This window comes from Lysobacter brunescens, assembly GCF_042677005.1.
Taxonomy (GTDB): domain Bacteria; phylum Pseudomonadota; class Gammaproteobacteria; order Xanthomonadales; family Xanthomonadaceae; genus Lysobacter_I; species Lysobacter_I brunescens.
In genome coordinates this window covers 165,024-180,747 of record NZ_JBHTIF010000002.1, presented here as the reverse complement: position 1 = coordinate 180,747, position 15,724 = coordinate 165,024, and the positions used below count along the sequence as shown (strand labels likewise).

The 15,724-nt window shown below is 67.3% G+C and carries 12 protein-coding genes; 10 read left to right on the top strand and 2 right to left on the bottom strand.

Annotation, left to right across the window (positions count from 1 at the left end; translation table 11 throughout):
* Positions 1 to 54 precede the first annotated feature (54 nt).
* From ACFQ0E_RS12930 to ACFQ0E_RS12920, 3 genes are all read left to right on the top strand, one after another.
* The gene (locus ACFQ0E_RS12930) at positions 55 to 2,484 is read left to right on the top strand and encodes a TonB-dependent receptor (RefSeq protein WP_386824421.1); all 2,430 of its coding nucleotides are present in this window, start codon (positions 55 to 57) and stop codon (positions 2,482 to 2,484) included.
* 114 nt (positions 2,485 to 2,598) lie between these two features.
* Positions 2,599 to 3,027: a hypothetical protein gene (locus tag ACFQ0E_RS12925; RefSeq protein ID WP_386824420.1), complete on the top strand. Its 429-nt coding sequence runs from the start codon at positions 2,599 to 2,601 to the stop codon at positions 3,025 to 3,027.
* 106 nt (positions 3,028 to 3,133) lie between these two features.
* On the top strand, positions 3,134 to 3,295 hold the full coding sequence (locus ACFQ0E_RS12920) for a hypothetical protein (RefSeq protein WP_386824418.1): 162 nt from the start codon (positions 3,134 to 3,136) through the stop codon (positions 3,293 to 3,295).
* A 21-nt stretch (positions 3,296 to 3,316) separates the two neighbouring features.
* Here ACFQ0E_RS12920 and ACFQ0E_RS12915 read toward each other — a convergent pair whose 3' ends face one another.
* On the bottom strand, positions 3,317 to 3,796 hold the full coding sequence (locus ACFQ0E_RS12915) for a DUF3592 domain-containing protein (RefSeq protein ID WP_386824416.1): 480 nt from the start codon (positions 3,794 to 3,796) through the stop codon (positions 3,317 to 3,319).
* 230 nt (positions 3,797 to 4,026) lie between these two features.
* On the opposite strand from ACFQ0E_RS12915, the gene ACFQ0E_RS12910 reads away from it, so the two are divergent.
* The gene (locus ACFQ0E_RS12910; protein WP_386824414.1) at positions 4,027 to 6,105 is read left to right on the top strand and encodes an oxidoreductase; all 2,079 of its coding nucleotides are present in this window, start codon (positions 4,027 to 4,029) and stop codon (positions 6,103 to 6,105) included.
* 180 nt (positions 6,106 to 6,285) lie between these two features.
* Positions 6,286 to 6,504: a hypothetical protein gene (locus ACFQ0E_RS12905; RefSeq protein ID WP_386824412.1), complete on the top strand. Its 219-nt coding sequence runs from the start codon at positions 6,286 to 6,288 to the stop codon at positions 6,502 to 6,504.
* A 194-nt stretch (positions 6,505 to 6,698) separates the two neighbouring features.
* Here the strand turns inward: ACFQ0E_RS12905 and ACFQ0E_RS12900 are convergent, their stop codons facing one another.
* Positions 6,699 to 8,984 (bottom strand): TonB-dependent receptor, encoded by a 2,286-nt coding sequence (locus ACFQ0E_RS12900; RefSeq protein ID WP_386824410.1) that lies wholly within the window; start codon positions 8,982 to 8,984, stop codon positions 6,699 to 6,701.
* Positions 8,985 to 9,145: 161 nt separating this feature from the next.
* Between ACFQ0E_RS12900 and ACFQ0E_RS12895 the strand changes: the two genes are divergently transcribed.
* The 5 genes from ACFQ0E_RS12895 to ACFQ0E_RS12875 all read left to right on the top strand — a co-directional run bounded on the left by ACFQ0E_RS12895 (position 9,146) and on the right by ACFQ0E_RS12875 (position 15,647).
* On the top strand, positions 9,146 to 10,549 hold the full coding sequence (locus tag ACFQ0E_RS12895) for a GntP family permease (protein WP_386824408.1): 1,404 nt from the start codon (positions 9,146 to 9,148) through the stop codon (positions 10,547 to 10,549).
* A 178-nt stretch (positions 10,550 to 10,727) separates the two neighbouring features.
* Complete coding sequence (locus ACFQ0E_RS12890) at positions 10,728 to 11,531, top strand: 3-hydroxybutyrate dehydrogenase (protein ID WP_386824406.1); 804 nt, start codon at positions 10,728 to 10,730, stop codon at positions 11,529 to 11,531.
* Positions 11,532 to 11,589: 58 nt separating this feature from the next.
* Positions 11,590 to 12,204 (top strand): HAD hydrolase-like protein, encoded by a 615-nt coding sequence (locus ACFQ0E_RS12885; RefSeq protein ID WP_386824404.1) that lies wholly within the window; start codon positions 11,590 to 11,592, stop codon positions 12,202 to 12,204.
* Between the two features lie 145 nt (positions 12,205 to 12,349).
* Entirely contained in the window at positions 12,350 to 14,161 is a 1,812-nt protein-coding gene (locus ACFQ0E_RS12880; protein ID WP_386824402.1) for a DUF1800 domain-containing protein, read from the top strand.
* A 1-nt stretch (position 14,162) separates the two neighbouring features.
* Positions 14,163 to 15,647, top strand: a complete 1,485-nt coding sequence (locus ACFQ0E_RS12875) for a DUF1501 domain-containing protein (protein WP_386824400.1) — start codon at positions 14,163 to 14,165, stop codon at positions 15,645 to 15,647.
* The last annotated feature ends 77 nt before the right edge of the window (positions 15,648 to 15,724 follow it).

Here is a 15,724-nt window from a genome sequence, read left to right as displayed (position 1 = left end):
CGGCTGGGGAGGCCCGCACCGCGTCTTTTCAGACTCCCCGGGAGGAACCCGTCGATGTCCCCAATGCTCCATGCACGCCGGCCGCAACGCCGCGCCGCCCTGTTCACCGCCCTCGCCTGCATCCTGGCCGCCCAGGCCGTCGCCCTGCCCGCCCTGGCCCAGGAAGCGCCGGCTGCGGACAGCGACGAGCTCGACCGGATCGTGGTCACTGCGCAGAAGCGCGAGCAGCAGATCGAGGATGTGCCGATCGCGATCAACGCCTACTCGGGCGAGTTCCTCGAAGCGCAGGGCATCGTCGACTACGGCGACCTCGGCAGCCTGGTGCCGGGCCTGGAAGTGCAGACCCAGAGCGTCAGCAACCCCAGCATCTCGATCCGCGGCATCACCGCCGACCTCGACGACCCGACCCAGGAGCCGCGCATCTCGCTCTACCAGGACGGCGTGTCGATCAGCCGCGCGCGCGGTTCGTCGGTCGAACTGTTCGACCTGCAGCGCATCGAGGTGCTGCGCGGGCCGCAGGGCACCCTGTTCGGCCGCGCCGCCGAGACCGGCGCCGTGCACATCATCCAGAACAAGGCCCGCAAAGGCCGCTCCGGCAGCTTCGAGCTCGGCCTGGGCAGCGACGACCAGCGCCGCTTCACCGGCCATTTCAACACCGACCTGGGCGAGAACGTTCAAGGCCGCATCGCTGCCTTCTACGAGACCCGCGACGGCTACATGGACAACCTCGACGGCGGCACGCTGCAGGGCAAGGACACCCGCGCGATCCGCGGCGCGCTGCACTTCGACATCGGCGAGGCCAGCGGCATCGACGTGATCCTCAACTACCAGAAGGACACGCCGCCGGGCACCGGCTTCCGCAGCCAGGTGATCCCGAACCTGCAGGGCAGCCTCGACCCGTACACCGCCAACTCGCAGCGCGGCAACGACCTCGGCACCGATCGCGACGTCTACGGCGCGACCGTGCTGGGCGATTTCGTGCTCAACGACAACTGGTCGCTGTCGACCATCACCGGCTGGCGCCGTTACGACGGCCTCGACAAGTTCGATGCCGACGGCTCGCAGGCCGACCTGATCGAATTCGACGAACGCGCCGACGGCCGCCAGTTCAGCCAGGAATTCCGCTTCAACTACGACGGCGGCGGCAAGTTCACCGGCTTCCTCGGCACCTCGTTCTTCGACGAGACCGCCGAACGCGAGCTGGACTACCAGGCCGACGAGCGCCAGCTGTACGCGCTGCTGTCGCCGCAGATCAACGGCAACACCGCCGCCCTGCTCGGCCCGGCCCTGGCGAACTATTACTTCCCGGTCCTGCCGCTGCTCAACGCGAACGCGACGCCGAACACCTCGCGCACCTTCACCTGGCTGCCCGTGCCGGGCCTCGTGCCGCCGACGCCGACCAATCCCGCCGGTTTCCTGCAGATCCCGCTCAATCCCGACCATCGCGAAACCTTCGGCAACGATGTCGACATCCGCGCGATCGAACTGTTCGCCGACGGCACCTGGCAGTTCAACGACCAGTGGTCGCTCACCCTCGGCCTGCGCGGCTCGCACGAGAAGGTCGAATACGGCTATTTCTCGGCGCCGGGCAACGGGTCCAGCCTGGGCTTCCTGCTCTCGGCACGCGGCGCCCCGGCCTGCGGCGCACCGCCCTGCACCAACCTGCTGTTCCCGGCCACCGCCGGCCGCCTGAGCGCGAGCGACAGCTTCACTTCGTGGGTGGGACGCGCCGTGCTGGGCTACAAGCTCAGCGACACCATCAACACCTACGCCAGCATCTCGCGCGGCCGTCGCCCGAACATGATCAACGTCAGCGACGCCGGCAGCGACGAGGTGCCGGCCGAGATCGTGTGGAGCTACGAGCTGGGCATGAAGGGCTCGGCCGCCGACGGCCGCTTCGTCTACGACCTGTCGCTGTTCTACTACGACTACACCAACTTCCAGGCCTCGGTGCAGAACGACACCCCGCCGCCGTTCTTCGTCACCACCAACGCCGGCAAGGCGCATGCCGCGGGCTTCGAGGCCTCGCTGTTCGCGCGCTTCAGCGACAACGTCAACGGCTGGTTCAACTACGGCTACATCGACGGCGGCTTCAACGCCTTCGACGACGACGGCACCTACCAGGAACTGGCCGGCAACCGCTTCCGCATGACGCCGAAGCAGAGCGTCTCGCTGGGCCTGGACTGGACGATCCCGCTCTCCAACGGCGACAGCCTGTACGTGCGTCCGAGCTGGAACTGGCGCGGCCAGGTCTATTTCGAGGACGAGAACCAGCCGGGCATCGAACAGGACAGCTACGGCCTGCTCAACCTGCGCCTGGGCTGGCGCTTCAACCAGCGCTGGGACCTCGGCCTGTGGGGCAACAACCTCACGAACGAGGAGTACCTGATCGACGCGGGCAACACCGGCCTGCTGTTCGGCATTCCCACCGTGATCCCCGGGCCGGATCGCAGCTACGGCGTGACCCTGCGCGCGAAGTTCTGATCGATGTCGTCCTGATCGACGGCAAGCATCGCCCTGCGACATGGAGCGCCCGGTCTCGTTCGAGGCCGGGCGCTCGCGCTTCGCAGCCCGCCTCCGCTCCGCTACTCTCTGACCATGTCCACCGCCCCCGCAGCCGTCGCCCCGCCGCGCCACCGCATCGTCGCCCCCGTCGTCCTCGCCCTGTTCGGCGTGGTCGGCATGAGCGCGCTGTGGGCGCTGATCGCTCTCATCCTCGATCGCCAGTGCGCATGGATGGCGGCCGTCGCCGCCATCGACATCGTCCTGCTGCTGCGACTCGGCCGCGCCGCGCCCGGCCTGCCGCGCGCCATCGTCGCGCTGACCGCCACCTTCGCCACCGTCGCGTTCAGCAACTGGGTCATCGCCGCCTCACAGGTAGGCGGACCCATGGGCTTCGGCACCCTCGATGCCCTGCAACGCCTCGGCACCGACCACGCGCAGACCCTGTTCGGCCTCGCCAACCAGCCCGCCGAATGGGCCTGGTACGCGATCGCCGCGATCATCGCGCTCTGGGCGGGACGCTGATCGAGTTCTTTTCCACGCCCAGTCATCCCTTACGACGCCATGCTCGAAGTTTCTCTGCCAGCACTGCGTTGATTGACTGACCGCCGCCGGCAATCCACCGGAAGGCGTGATCATCCAGAAGGGCGAAGGGCATGGCTTCGAGAAGCCCGAGAACAACCTCAGGTTCTACACCGAGATGCTGGCGTTCTTCGAGAGGCACATCGGCAAAGATCCCTCCACGCAGCCTTCCACGCTCCCCGTGGCAGCCCCCACCTCAACAAAGCCCTGAGCGGGATCCAACCGAAAGGGTCTACACGAGTCGGAGCGCCGCATAGGCCAGGGCAATGCAGGCCACCACGGCACAGATTGCGATTCGCCACAGGTTGCCGGCATCGGTTCCGGTCAGCACCACCGCGCGCTGCGGACGTCGCGGGTCGTAGCGCACCTCGACACGCTGTCCCCGGGTAATGCCGGACAGCAGCGCGTAAGCCTCGCGCTCGCCCAGTCCGCGCGAGGGCCGGTAGGTGAAACGGCGGGACCGGTAATGCTGGCCGTTCACCACATAGTCGTAGACCAGATGCGCACTGGTGGAGACGTCGGTGCCGCCGTCGCCATCGGATGTTTCGCGCACATCGAACCAGATGTCGACGACCGTGCCCTCGGTGCGCCGCCAGCGTCGGGACGCTTCACCGAGCCGATACTGCTGCCAGGCCCATGCCGTTGCCACAGCCGCGAACACGAAAATAGCCAGGGCCAGCCAGACGTACGGCGAAATCACGGCGCCATTCATCCACGCACCCGGCTGACGGCGCCGACACGATCGACACGGACGCATGCGCAGCTGCTTCCATTGCGCATCACGGGACAGCCGCAGTCCGCGGCCGGGCTGCAGGAATGCCTGGCAGAACCAGCATGCAGGGGGAGAACAGGGTCCAGGGAGAGGCTCATCCGAACGCTCCATCGATGCCGCATCGTCTCGGCGCGTGCAGAATAGCCGCAGATCCGCCCCGGACACATCCCATGCGCGACCCCCGCTACGACATCCTCTTCAGCCCGATGGCCATCGGCCCGGTGACGGCGAAGAACCGCTTCTTCCAGGTGCCGCACTGCAACGGCATGGGCCATGCGATGCCGCTGGCGCATGCGGCGATGCGCGAGGTGAAGGCCGAGGGTGGCTGGGCGGTGATCGCGACCGAGGAATGCGAGATTCACCCATCCGGCGACGTGTCGCCCTACGTCGAGGCGCGGCTGTGGGACGACCGCGACATCCCCGCGCTCGCGCTGATGTGCGACAAGGTGCATGCGCACGGCGCGCTGGCGGCGGTGGAGCTGACCCACAACGGCCCGACCGCGTCGAACCTGTACTCGCGCGAGGTATTGATCGCGCCCTCGCACCAGCCGTCGAAATACGGCTACCCGGCGCAGGCGCGTGCGATGGACAAGCAGGACATCGCGAACTACCGGCGCTGGCATCGCGAAGCCGCGCTGCGCGGGATGCGCGCAGGCATGGACATCATTTACGTCTACTGCGGCCACGACCTGTCGCTGGCGATGCATTTCCTGCAGCGCCGCCGCAACCACCGCACCGACGAATACGGCGGCTCGCTCGACAACCGCGTGCGCCTTTTGCGTGAAGTGTTGCAGGACACGAAAGAGGCAGTAGGCCATCGCTGCGCGGTGGCGATCCGCTTCGCGACCGAGGAGATGCTCGGGCCCGCCGGCATCGAACGCGCCGAGGCGCAGGACATCGTCGGCATGCTCGCCGAGTTGCCGGACCTGTGGGACGTGAACGTCGCTGCCTGGTACAACGATTCGGTGCCCTCGCGTTTCGCACCGGAAGGCGCGCAGGAACCCTTCATCGACTTCGTGAAGAAAACGACGAGCAAGCCCGTGGTCGGCGTCGGTCGCTTCACCTCGCCGGACACGATGGTGTCGCAGATCCGGCGCGGCGTGCTCGACTTCATCGGCGCCGCACGTCCCTCGATCGCCGACCCGTTCCTGCCGAAGAAGATCGAGGAAGGACGCATCGACGACATCCGCGAATGCATCGGCTGCAACCTCTGCGTGTCGGGCGACAACACCATCACCCCGATCCGCTGCACGCAGAACCCGACCATGGGCGAAGAGTGGCGCAAGGACTGGCATCCGGAGCGCATCGCACCGGCGAAATCGAGCATGAAAGTGCTGGTGGTCGGCGGCGGACCGGCGGGACTGGAAGCGGCGCGCGCGCTCGGCCAGCGAGGCTACGAGGTGCATCTGGCGGAAGGGCGGCGCGAACTCGGCGGCCGCGTCACCCGCGAAGCGCGTCTGCCGGGCCTCGCCGAATGGGCGCGCGTGCGCGACTGGCGACTCGGCCAGATTCGCAGGATGAACAACGTCGCGACCTATCTCGACTCGCTGCTCACCGCGCAGGACGTGTTGGACTTCGGCGCGGAGCACGTGGTGATCGCCACCGGCTGCCACTGGCGGCGCGACGGCTACGGACGCACGCATGGCGAGGCGCTGCGCGACTTCGTCGACAACCCGGCGGTGTTCACGCCCGACGACATCATGGACGGCCGCCTGCCCGACGGCCCGGTCGCGCTGTACGACGACGACTATTTCCACACCGGCAGCGTGATCGCCGAAGCGCTGCGCAAGGCCGGTCGCGAGGTCTTCTACGTCACGCCCGACGACACCATCGCCTCGTGGAGCGCGCATACGCTCGACTATCGCCACATCCAGTGGCGCATGGCCGAACTCGGCGTCGAACAGGTGGTCTCCCACAGCATCACCGGCTTCGCCGACGGCCGGCTGTCGCTCGAACACGCCTGGAGCGGCAAGCCGCGCACGCTCGACTGCGCATCGGTGGTGACGATCACCTCACGCCTGCCCGACGACGCGCTGTACCACGCGATCGCCGCGCGCGAAGCCGACTGGGCCGATGCCGGGATCCGCACGGTGACCCGCATCGGTGACGCGCTGGCGCCGGGGTTGATCGCGCATGCGGTCTACGCCGGGCATCGCTACGCCCGCGAACTCGACGAGCCGGCCATCGACGGCGTGCCGTTCAAGCGGCATTTCCACACCGCGGACGCCAGCGACATTCTCAAGCCCTGACACACTGAGCCTGAGCCCCGCACTTTTTCGTTATATATCTTCGAAATACTGTGCCCACCAAGCCATCTGTCAGCCATCGCTGTTTTTGATCTTGATTTACCGGGGCCCCTGGTTGCGACGGGATTTGCGGATCAGGCCCACAGGGCGCGCGGCAGGACGCCGCGCGTTTTTCGACAAGACATGGACGTCTTGTCGAAAAACCCCGCGAAGCCCGTGGACCCGGCGCATCGCGCCGGGCGCAACCGACGGGGTGTGCTTTCTTTTGGTTACCTTTTCTTTGCACAAGCAAAGAAAAGTAACTCGCTCGCGACAGCGAGCGAAATACAGGATAACTGGAATACCTTTCCGCAAGAGTTTGGAGAAGCAAACAGCAGGTCCTTCGCCTTCGGCTCAGGATGACAGGGGTGAAATCACAGATCCAACTCGATGATCCATCGAGGAATAACGTTGGGATACCTCAACGCCAACCGCATCATCTGCTCACACATGAAAAAAACCGCCCCCGCTAGCGCGGGGACGGCGTGCACGCAACATGGGGGCGATGATGCGAAATCTGCAACCGACCGGCGGAGAGGGGCCGCCGGTGCGGACGATCAGAAGTCGTAGCGCGCGGTCAGCGAGAACTGGCGCGGCGCACCGTAGAAACCGGTGAGCACGCCCAGCGACGAGACCAGGTTGTAGCCGGTGGTCAGGTATTCCTTGTCGGTCAGGTTGGTGCCCTGCAGCGACAGCGTCCACGACGCATTCGGCTTCCAGATCACGCCGGCGTTGAGCAGGCCGTAGCCGTCCTGGGTGATCGGCTGCGCGGTGGCACCGGTGACCGGGTCGCGAACCACTTCGGTCGTCGCCACGACCTCGCTCTGGTAGCTGTAGCCGAGGCGCGCCGAGAGGCTGCCGGCACTGCCGAGCGTGGTGCGGTACTCGACGTTCAGCGCGCCGGAGAACTCCGGTGCGTTGGTGAACTCCTGCTGGTCGGCGATGTTCACGTTCTTGAAGATGTACTCGTCGAACTTCGCGTCCAGCCAGGCGACGTTGCCGGTGATCGCCCAGTGGGTGGTCGGCAGCCACTGGTACTCGACTTCCAGGCCGTTCACCGTGCCCTGGCCGGCGTTGGTGAAGTCGCCGAAGAACGCGTCGTCGATGCCGTCGCCATTGCTGTCGTAGGCGGTAAACACCGACAGCTGCATGTCCTTGTACTTGTTGTGGAAGGCCGACAGGTTCAGGAACAGGCGCTGGTCGAGCAGCGACATCTTGGTGCCGATTTCCAGGCTGTCGACCTGCTCGTCGTCGAAGGGCTCGGCCGAGCGCGGCACGGCCGTGGCCTGGGCGCGGATGTTGTAGCCGCCCGACTTGAAGCCGCGGCTGGCGAGGCCGTAGATCATGATGTCGTCGTTGACCTGGTAATCCAGCGAGATCTTCGGCGAGGTGTTCTTGAAGTTGATGGTCTTGTCGAAGTTCGCGACCACGCTGATCGGACGCGTGAAGGTGGCATCGGAATAGCCCCGGTTCAGCACGCGGGCACGCTTGTCCTCGTCGGTGTAGCGCACGCCGACATCCAGCGCCAGGCGATCGGTCAGGTCGAAGGTCCAGTCGGCGTAGACCGCGAAGCTCTCGGTGTCGACCTTGCCCTGCGTATCGCCGAACAGCAGGTTGAAGAAATTGTTCAACACGCGTCCGCCGGCGGTGCCGTCGAAGCTGTAGAGACCGATCACGCCGCGCGCACGCCCGCCCTTGTCGTAGTTGGCCTGCAATTCCTGCGAAGTCTGCTCGTCGCTGTAGAACGCCTTCACGTCGGCGATCTTGTTCGGGAGCGTGTCGAAGTCGATGTTGGTCTCGGTGTCGGACTCGCGGCGCGCGGCCACGTACTTGAACGCCCAGCCTTCCAGCGCCGTGCCGTCGGCGGGGCGCCAGTTGAAGGTGGCGGACATGCCCTTCATCTCGGTGTCGTTGACGTTCGGCATGCCGTTGCGCACGTCGTAGCGGCTGTCCAGCGGCTGCACGGTCGGCGCGAAGCGGTTCGGCGCGAGCATGCGCGCGGCGCGCACGCCGGACTGGTCGTCCATCCAGTCGAGGGTGAACTGCGCGTCGAAGGTCTCGCCGGCGTAGGCGCCGAGGTTGAAGCGGACGGCATTGATTTCCTTGTCGCTGGCCGGCTGGCCGGTGTTGACGTTCTCGCCGAAGCCGTCGCGGTTGAGGCTGGCCACGGCGACGCGCGCGCGCAGGCCGCTGTTCTCGCCGAAGATCGGACCACCGATCGCGCCCTTCACGTCGAACTGGCTGTCGGTGCCGACAGTGATCGAGGCGAAGCCGTCGAAGGATTCCGGCAGCGGCTTCGACACGTACTTGATCGCGCCGCCGATGGTGTTCTTGCCGTACAGCGTGCCCTGCGGGCCGCGCAGCACTTCGATGCGGCCGATGTCGAACACGTCGAGCAGCGCGCCCTGCGGACGGGCGATATACACGTCATCGAGGTAGATGCCCACGCCCGGGTCCACGCCCCACAGCGGATCGGACTGGCCGACGCCGCGGATGTAGGCGGTGACCGTGCTGCTGGAGCCGCGTGCGGCGTAGATCGTCAGGTTGGGCACCTGCGCGTCGAGATCGCTCAGGTCCTCGACGTTGAGCTTGTCCAGGGTGTCCGGCGTGAACGCGGTGACGGCAACCGGCACGTCCTGCAGGGTCTCCTCGCGCTTGCGCGCCGTGACCTTGATCGTATCCAGCGTGCCCGATTCGGAGGTCGGGGCATCGGCAGCCTCCTGGGCGTGGCCCAACGGCGCGAACAGGCCCAGGGCAATGGCCAGGCTCAGGCCGCTGTGGCGGATCGCGGCACGGCGGAGGGCAGCGGGGGACAGCGTTTCGACGGTACGGGTGCGGCGCATGGATCGGTCCTCAACGGAAAGCCGCCGACGCTTGGCGGCCAGGGTGCGGCAAGCCTAGGGCCCGGCAGCCACGGCGGACACTTGTACCTTCGGACAATGGGCCGTGCGGCCCGCCCTGCCGACACTGGCGCGGCCTTCCCTCGCCTGCGCGGCCCCGCCCCATGTCCTTTCTCATCGTCCTGGCCGCCCTCTGCTTCCTGATGTTCGTCGCCTATCGCGGCTACAGCGTGATCCTGTTCGCGCCCATCGCCGCGCTGGGCGCGGTGCTCGCCACCGACCCCTCGCTGGTCGCGCCGATGTTCACCGGCCTGTTCATGGACAAGATGGTCGGCTTCCTGAAGCTGTATTTCCCGGTATTCCTGCTCGGCGCGATCTTCGGCAAGCTCATCGAAGTCTCCGGCTTCTCCAAATCCATCGTCAGCGCCGCGATCAAGCTGTTCGGCGCCGAGCGCGCGATGCTGTCGATCGTCGCGGTCTGCGCGGTGCTGACCTACGGCGGCGTGTCGCTGTTCGTGGTGGTGTTCGCGGTGTATCCGTTCGCGGCCGAACTCTTCCGCCAGAGCGACATCCCCAAGCGGCTGATTCCCGGCACGATCGCGCTGGGCGCGTTCACCTTCACCATGGACGCGCTGCCGGGCACGCCGCAGATCCAGAACATCATCCCGACCTCGTTCTTCGGCACCACCACCTGGGCGGCGCCGTGGCTGGGTTCGATCGGCGCGGTCTTCATCCTCGCCGTCGGCTTCAGCTACCTGGAATGGCGCCGTCGCGTGGCGAAGCGCAACGGCGAAGGCTACGGCGACCCCGCGACACTGTTGAACGAACCCGCGCCCTTCGCCGAATCGCGCCTCGCCCACCCACTGGTCGCGCTGCTGCCGCTGCTGCTGGTCGGCGTGGTCAACAAGCTGCTGACGATCTGGATTCCCGAGGTCTACGGCAGCAGTCATGAATTCGTTCCAGCCGTGATCGGCAAGGCCGCGCCCGTGGTGCAGGAGGTCTCGAAGGTCGCGGCGATCTGGGCCGTGCAGGGCGCGCTGCTGGTCGGCATCCTCAGCGTGCTGGCGCTGGCCTGGAAGCCGGTCGCTGCCAGCTTCTCCGAGGGCGCGAAGACCGCCGTCGGCGGCGCGATGCTCGCGGCGATGAACACCGCGTCGGAGTATGGCTTCGGCGCGGTGATCGCGGCCCTGCCCGGCTTCCTTGTCGTGGCGAACGCGCTGGGCTCGATCCCGAATCCGCTGGTCAACGAAGCGATCACCGTCACCTCGCTGGCCGGCATCACCGGCTCGGCCTCGGGCGGCATGAGCATCGCGCTCGCGGCGATGTCGGAGACCTTCATCGCCAACGCGAACGCCGCCGGCATCCCGATGGACGTACTGCATCGCGTGGCCTCGATGGCCTCCGGCGGCATGGACACGCTGCCGCACAACGGCGCGGTGATCACCCTGCTCGCGGTGACCGGCCTGACCCATCGCCAGGCCTACAAGGACATCTTCGCAATCACCCTGATCAAGACAGCCGCGGTGTTCGTGATCATCGGTGCCTACTACGCGACCGGGCTGGTGTGAGGCGCTCCCCCTTGCCTTCACCCTTGTAGAGCGGAGCTTGCTCCGCTCGCCTTTCCCGGAAGGGCCATGAGCGGAGCAAGCTCCGCTCTACAACGGAAGCCCTCCCCATCGTGGAGAGGGAGAACAACACCGCCATCCCGCATAATTTCCGCCTTCCCCCACTTCCCGGACCCCCGCCATGGCCGACCGTTTCCTCGCCCCGCGCACCGCCCTCGTCACCGGCAGCACCTCCGGCATCGGCCTGGCCATCGCCTGCGGGTTGGGCTCCGCCGGGGCGAAGGTCGCGATCAACGGCCTGGGCATGCCCGAGCAGATCGAGGCCGCGCTGCAGGCCGTGCGCGATGCCGGCGCCGCCGAGGTCCGCCATTTCGGCGCGGACCTGCGCGATCCGGAGCAGATCGAAGCGATGATCATGGCGATCGAGGCCTGGTCGCCGCTCGACATCCTCGTCAACAACGCCGGCATCCAGCATGCGGTGCCGCTGGCCGAGATGCCGACGCAGAAGTGGAACGACATCCTCGCGATCAATCTCAGCGCGGCCTTCCACACCATGCGCGTCGCGATGCCCGGCATGGCTGCGCGCGGCTATGGCCGCGTGGTCAACATCGCCTCGGTGCACGGGCTCGTCGCCTCGGTGAACAAGGCGCCGTATGTCGCCAGCAAGTTCGGCATCGTCGGGCTGAGCAAGGTCGCCGCGCTCGAATACGCTGCCAGCGGCAGCCGAGACAGCGGCGGCATCACCGTCAACTGCATCTGCCCGGGCTGGGTCGAGACCGCGCTGATCGAGCCGCAGATCGAAGCGCGCCGCAATGGCGGCAGTCGCGACGACGGCGTGCGCGCACTGGTCGCCGAGAAGCAGCCCAGCCAGCGCATGTCGCTGCCCGAGGACATCGCCTCGCTCACCCTGTGGCTGTGCCGCCGAGAAGCGCACAACGTCACCGGCGCCTCGTTCCCGATCGACGGCGGCTGGACCGCGCAGTAAGCCGCTGCGGACTTGCACTGCGCCCCCCCCCCCGGCGATGCCGCGCTACCGCCTCGCCATGTTCGATTTCGACGGCACGCTGGCCGATTCCTTCGGCTGGTTCGCCGCGACCCTGCGCGAGATCACGCCGCGCTACCGCCTGACGCCGCTCGACGATGCGCAGTTGCAGGCGCTGCGTGGACTGGAGGCACGCGCGATCATGCAGCGACTCGGCCTTGCGTGGTGGAAGCTGCCGCTGCTCACGCGCGAGATGCGCCGGCGCATGCGCGACGACATCGACGGGATCGTACCGTTCGACGGCGTCGATACCCTGCTGGCATCGCTGAAATCGCAAGGCATGCGCATCGCGATCGTCACCTCGAACAGCCCAGGCAACGTCCGCGCCGTGCTCGGCGAGCGCACGCTGGCGCATGTCGACGCACTGGAAGGCGACGTCTCGATCTTCGGCAAGAAGAAGCGTCTGGCGAAGACGCTGAAACGCCTCGGCTGCGCGCCCCACGACGCGGTCTATGTCGGCGACGAAATCCGCGACGCACAGGCAGCGGCGACGCTCGGCGTCGACTTCATCGGGGTCGGCTGGGGCTATGCCCGGGCCGATGCCCTGCAGGCCTACACGCCGCACAAAATGTGCGCGGATTCACACCAGCTGCTGGCCGCGCTTTCCGCTCGATAGACCGAATCCGCCGATTGTCGCGGGGACATGACGGGATCGTGTTTCCGGTCACGATTTGTGCCCGTTGACCTGCCACGCGGCGACTTGAATCCGGGGTATGGTGCGCGGGTTCCGCCCGGATTCCGGGCGCATCGCCGGAGCCTGCATGTCCCGCCCCACCACCCCCCGCCCTCCCTTCGCCCGGCCCGCTCCCAGGCCCGTCCCCGCAGCCGACCGCAAGGCGATGCTCGACGTGATCGCACGCCGGCACGGCATCCAGGGGCCGATTCGCTTCGACGCACGGCCACCGCGCCTCGAACGCCCCATCGCGGCAGCTGCGGGCAGCAAACCGGCGCCGTCCACGTCGAACGGTTCGCCGGCGGAACTGACCACCCTGCCGCGACCGCCGTTCGCGGTGCGCGTGCTCAACCACCTCACCTTCGGCGCGACCACCGCGTCCATCGCGGAGTTCAACGCGCTCGGCGCGAACGACACCGCGCGGCTGACCGCCTTCCTCAACCAGCAGCTCAATCCTGCGGCGATCGACGACAGCGCCTTCGACACACGCCTGGCCAACGCCGGCTACACCACGCTCGCCAAGCCACTCACCCAGCTGTGGAGCGAGCACGTGCTGAATGACCCGGTCTACGACGTGCGCATGCGCCCGGCCTGGGAAGTGCAGCGCTCGGCGCTGGCCCGTGCCGTGCATTCGAAGCGCCAGCTGCAGGAAGTGGTGGTCGGCTTCTGGCAGAACCACTTCAACGTCACGCTGACCGATTTCTCGGCCGCACCGGTGTACATGCACTACAACCGCGACGTGATCCGCGCCAACGCGCTGGGCAACTTCCGGACCATGCTCGAAGCCGTCGCGCAGAGCACGGCGATGCTCTACTACCTCGACAACGAATCGAACACGCGTTCGGGCCCGAACGAGAACTTCGCGCGCGAACTGCTGGAACTGCACACCTTCGGCGCCGAGAACTACCTGGGCTTCATGGATCCCTTCCAGGTGCCGGCCTGCCCGGAAGATCCGTCGTTCCCGATCGGCTACACCGACGTGGACGTGTACGAGACCGCATCGGCGTTCACCGGCTGGTCGGTGAAGGACGGCCACTGGCAGTATCCCAACGAAAACGACGGCACCTTCGTCTATCGCCAGGCCTGGCACGACGCCGGCCCGAAGTTCGTGCTGGGCAAGTTCCTCAATCCGGAACAGCCGGCGATGAAGGACGGCCGCGACATCCTCGATCGCGTCGCGCAGCATCCCCGCGTGGCGAAGTTCATCTGCCGCAAGCTCATCCGCCGCTTCGTCAGCGATCGCCCGGAGCAGGCGCTCGTCGACAGCGCGGCCGAAGTGTTCCGCGCCAACTGGCAGCAGCCCGACCAGATCGCGCGCACGCTGCGCCACATCCTGCTCTCGAATGCCTTCATCAACAGCTGGGGCATGAAGGATCGCAGACCGTTCGAACTGGTCGCCGCCGCGCTGCGCGCCACCGGTTCGGACTGGACGCCGCGCGTCGGCGACGCCAAGAGCGACGAGATGTTCTGGCGCATCGCACCCACCGGCCATGCGCCTTACGAGTGGCCCGCGCCGAACGGCTATCCGGACGTCAGCCTCGCCTGGTCGGGCGCGAACAGCTACGCGATGTCCTGGAAGCTGCTGAACTGGATCACCGAGACCAGCGACAACAGCGTGCCGATGGCGCCGATCCTCGCCACCACGCGCAGCGGCGTGAGCAACTGGACGGCGAACAACCTCGTGGACTTCTGGTGCCAGCGCATCCTCGGCTACCTGCCGACCGCCGCGCGCCGACAGACGCTGGTGGCCTTCATGGCCCAGAACGGCGATCCCGCGACCTACGTCATCACCGACACCGACACCTGGGCGGCCAGCGACCCAAAGCGCCACTACAACCAGCAGCGCCTGCGCAGCCTGGTATCGCTGATCCTGATGACCCCCGAATTCATGAGCCGCTGACATGACCGATCTCCGCATCGACCGCCGCGAATTCCTCAAGGGTGCCTGCGCCACCGCCGCCGTCGGCGCCGCCGGCCCGAGCATGCTGTTCTCCAGCGAAGCCCAGGCCGCGCTCAACAGCTACGACACCGTCGTCGTCGTGTTCCTGCGCGGTGGCATCGACGGCCTGAACCTGGTGCCGCCGATCGACGGCAACGACCGCGGCTTCTATGAGGAAGCCCGTCCCTCGCTGAACATCGCGGCCACCGGCACCTATGGCGCCCTGCCGCTGACCCTGGCCAACGGCAGCGCCACCGGCTTCGGCCTGCATCCGTCGGCGACCGGCCTCAAGGAACTGTGGGATGGCGGCAAGCTGGCCATCGTGCACAGCTGCGGCATGCCGACCGTGGTCACGCGCAGCCACTTCGACGCCCAGCTCTACCTCGATCTCGGCACGCCCGGCCAGCAGGGCGTCGGCACCGGCTGGCTGACCCGCGCCTGGACCACCCAGCCAGGCATCGGCGCCGCGCCGGTGATGCCGCAGCTCGCCGTCGCCAGCCGCCAGCCCGCGAACCTGCTCGGCGCCACGCAGTCGCTGTCGATGTCCAGCCCCAGCGATTTCTCGCTCAATTCAGGCGCGTACCAGTGGCAGCAGTACCGCAGCGGCCTGCCTGCAGGCACGAAGGGCGTGAACGAAACCCTGGCCAGCCTGTGGGCCGGCCAGACCGGGCTGGAACGCGCAGGCCAGCGTGCCGACGCCGCGCTGCGCGTGATCGGCTCGCAGGCCTACACCTCCACCCTGCCCGCCGGCTGGCCGACCAGTACCTTCGCCCGCCAGTTGTGGACCGTCGCGCAGTCGATCCGCTTCAACCTCGGCCTGCGTTTCGCCACCGTCGACCTCGGCGGCTGGGACACCCACGACGGCCAGGGCACCGCCGGCAGCGGCTACCACTACTACCAGAACAAGATCGCCGAACTGTCGCAGGCGCTGACCGCGTTCTACAACGAGATGAACACCGGCAGCGAAGCGCCGCGCGTGACCGTGATCGTGCAGTCCGAATTCGGCCGCCGCGTGCGCCAGAACGGCAGCGGCGGCACCGACCACGGCTACGGCAATCCGCTGCTGGTGCTCGGCGGCGCAGTCAACGGCCGTCGTTTCTACGGCCAGTGGCTCGGCCTCGACCCGCAGATCCTGTCGCCGTATTTCGGCGACATCCCGGTGACCACCGACTACCGCCGCGTGTTCTCGGAACTGCTGATCCGGCGCATGGGCAACAACCGCCTCGGCGATGTATTCCCCGGCTATACCGGCTATTCGCCGCTCGGCGTGTTCCAGGGCACCGACCTCGCACCGCAGTACACCGCGATGGCGAGCGCTCCGGATGTCGCGCGCCTACCCGCGAACCCGCAGCCGGCCTACGGTGAATCGCTGCGCGAGACCCGCGCCCGCCAGCGTGACGAGGAACACTGGTTCCGCAAGCTGCTCGCGGCGCTGGGGCTGACCTGATCGCTTGAACGGGTCGCGGCCTCCATGCCGCGATCCGTGTCCTGCTTTCGTGGGAGCGACGCAAGTCGCGACATGTG

Excerpts from the sequence above, each read along its gene's own strand:
- ACFQ0E_RS12885 (WP_386824404.1), top strand. The coding sequence starts at position 11,590 with ATGTTCGATTTCGACGGCACGCTGGCCGATTCCTTCGGCTGGTTCGCC.
- ACFQ0E_RS12890 (WP_386824406.1), top strand. The coding sequence starts at position 10,728 with ATGGCCGACCGTTTCCTCGCCCCGCGCACCGCCCTCGTCACCGGCAGC.
- ACFQ0E_RS12925 (WP_386824420.1), top strand. The coding sequence starts at position 2,599 with ATGTCCACCGCCCCCGCAGCCGTCGCCCCGCCGCGCCACCGCATCGTC.
- ACFQ0E_RS12880 (WP_386824402.1), top strand. The coding sequence starts at position 12,350 with ATGTCCCGCCCCACCACCCCCCGCCCTCCCTTCGCCCGGCCCGCTCCC.
- ACFQ0E_RS12875 (WP_386824400.1), top strand. The coding sequence starts at position 14,163 with ATGACCGATCTCCGCATCGACCGCCGCGAATTCCTCAAGGGTGCCTGC.
- ACFQ0E_RS12930 (WP_386824421.1), top strand. The coding sequence starts at position 55 with ATGTCCCCAATGCTCCATGCACGCCGGCCGCAACGCCGCGCCGCCCTG.
- ACFQ0E_RS12895 (WP_386824408.1), top strand. The coding sequence starts at position 9,146 with ATGTCCTTTCTCATCGTCCTGGCCGCCCTCTGCTTCCTGATGTTCGTC.
- ACFQ0E_RS12915 (WP_386824416.1), bottom strand. The coding sequence starts at position 3,796 with ATGAATGGCGCCGTGATTTCGCCGTACGTCTGGCTGGCCCTGGCTATT.
- ACFQ0E_RS12905 (WP_386824412.1), top strand. The coding sequence starts at position 6,286 with ATGGACGTCTTGTCGAAAAACCCCGCGAAGCCCGTGGACCCGGCGCAT.
- ACFQ0E_RS12910 (WP_386824414.1), top strand. The coding sequence starts at position 4,027 with ATGCGCGACCCCCGCTACGACATCCTCTTCAGCCCGATGGCCATCGGC.
- ACFQ0E_RS12900 (WP_386824410.1), bottom strand. The coding sequence starts at position 8,984 with ATGCGCCGCACCCGTACCGTCGAAACGCTGTCCCCCGCTGCCCTCCGC.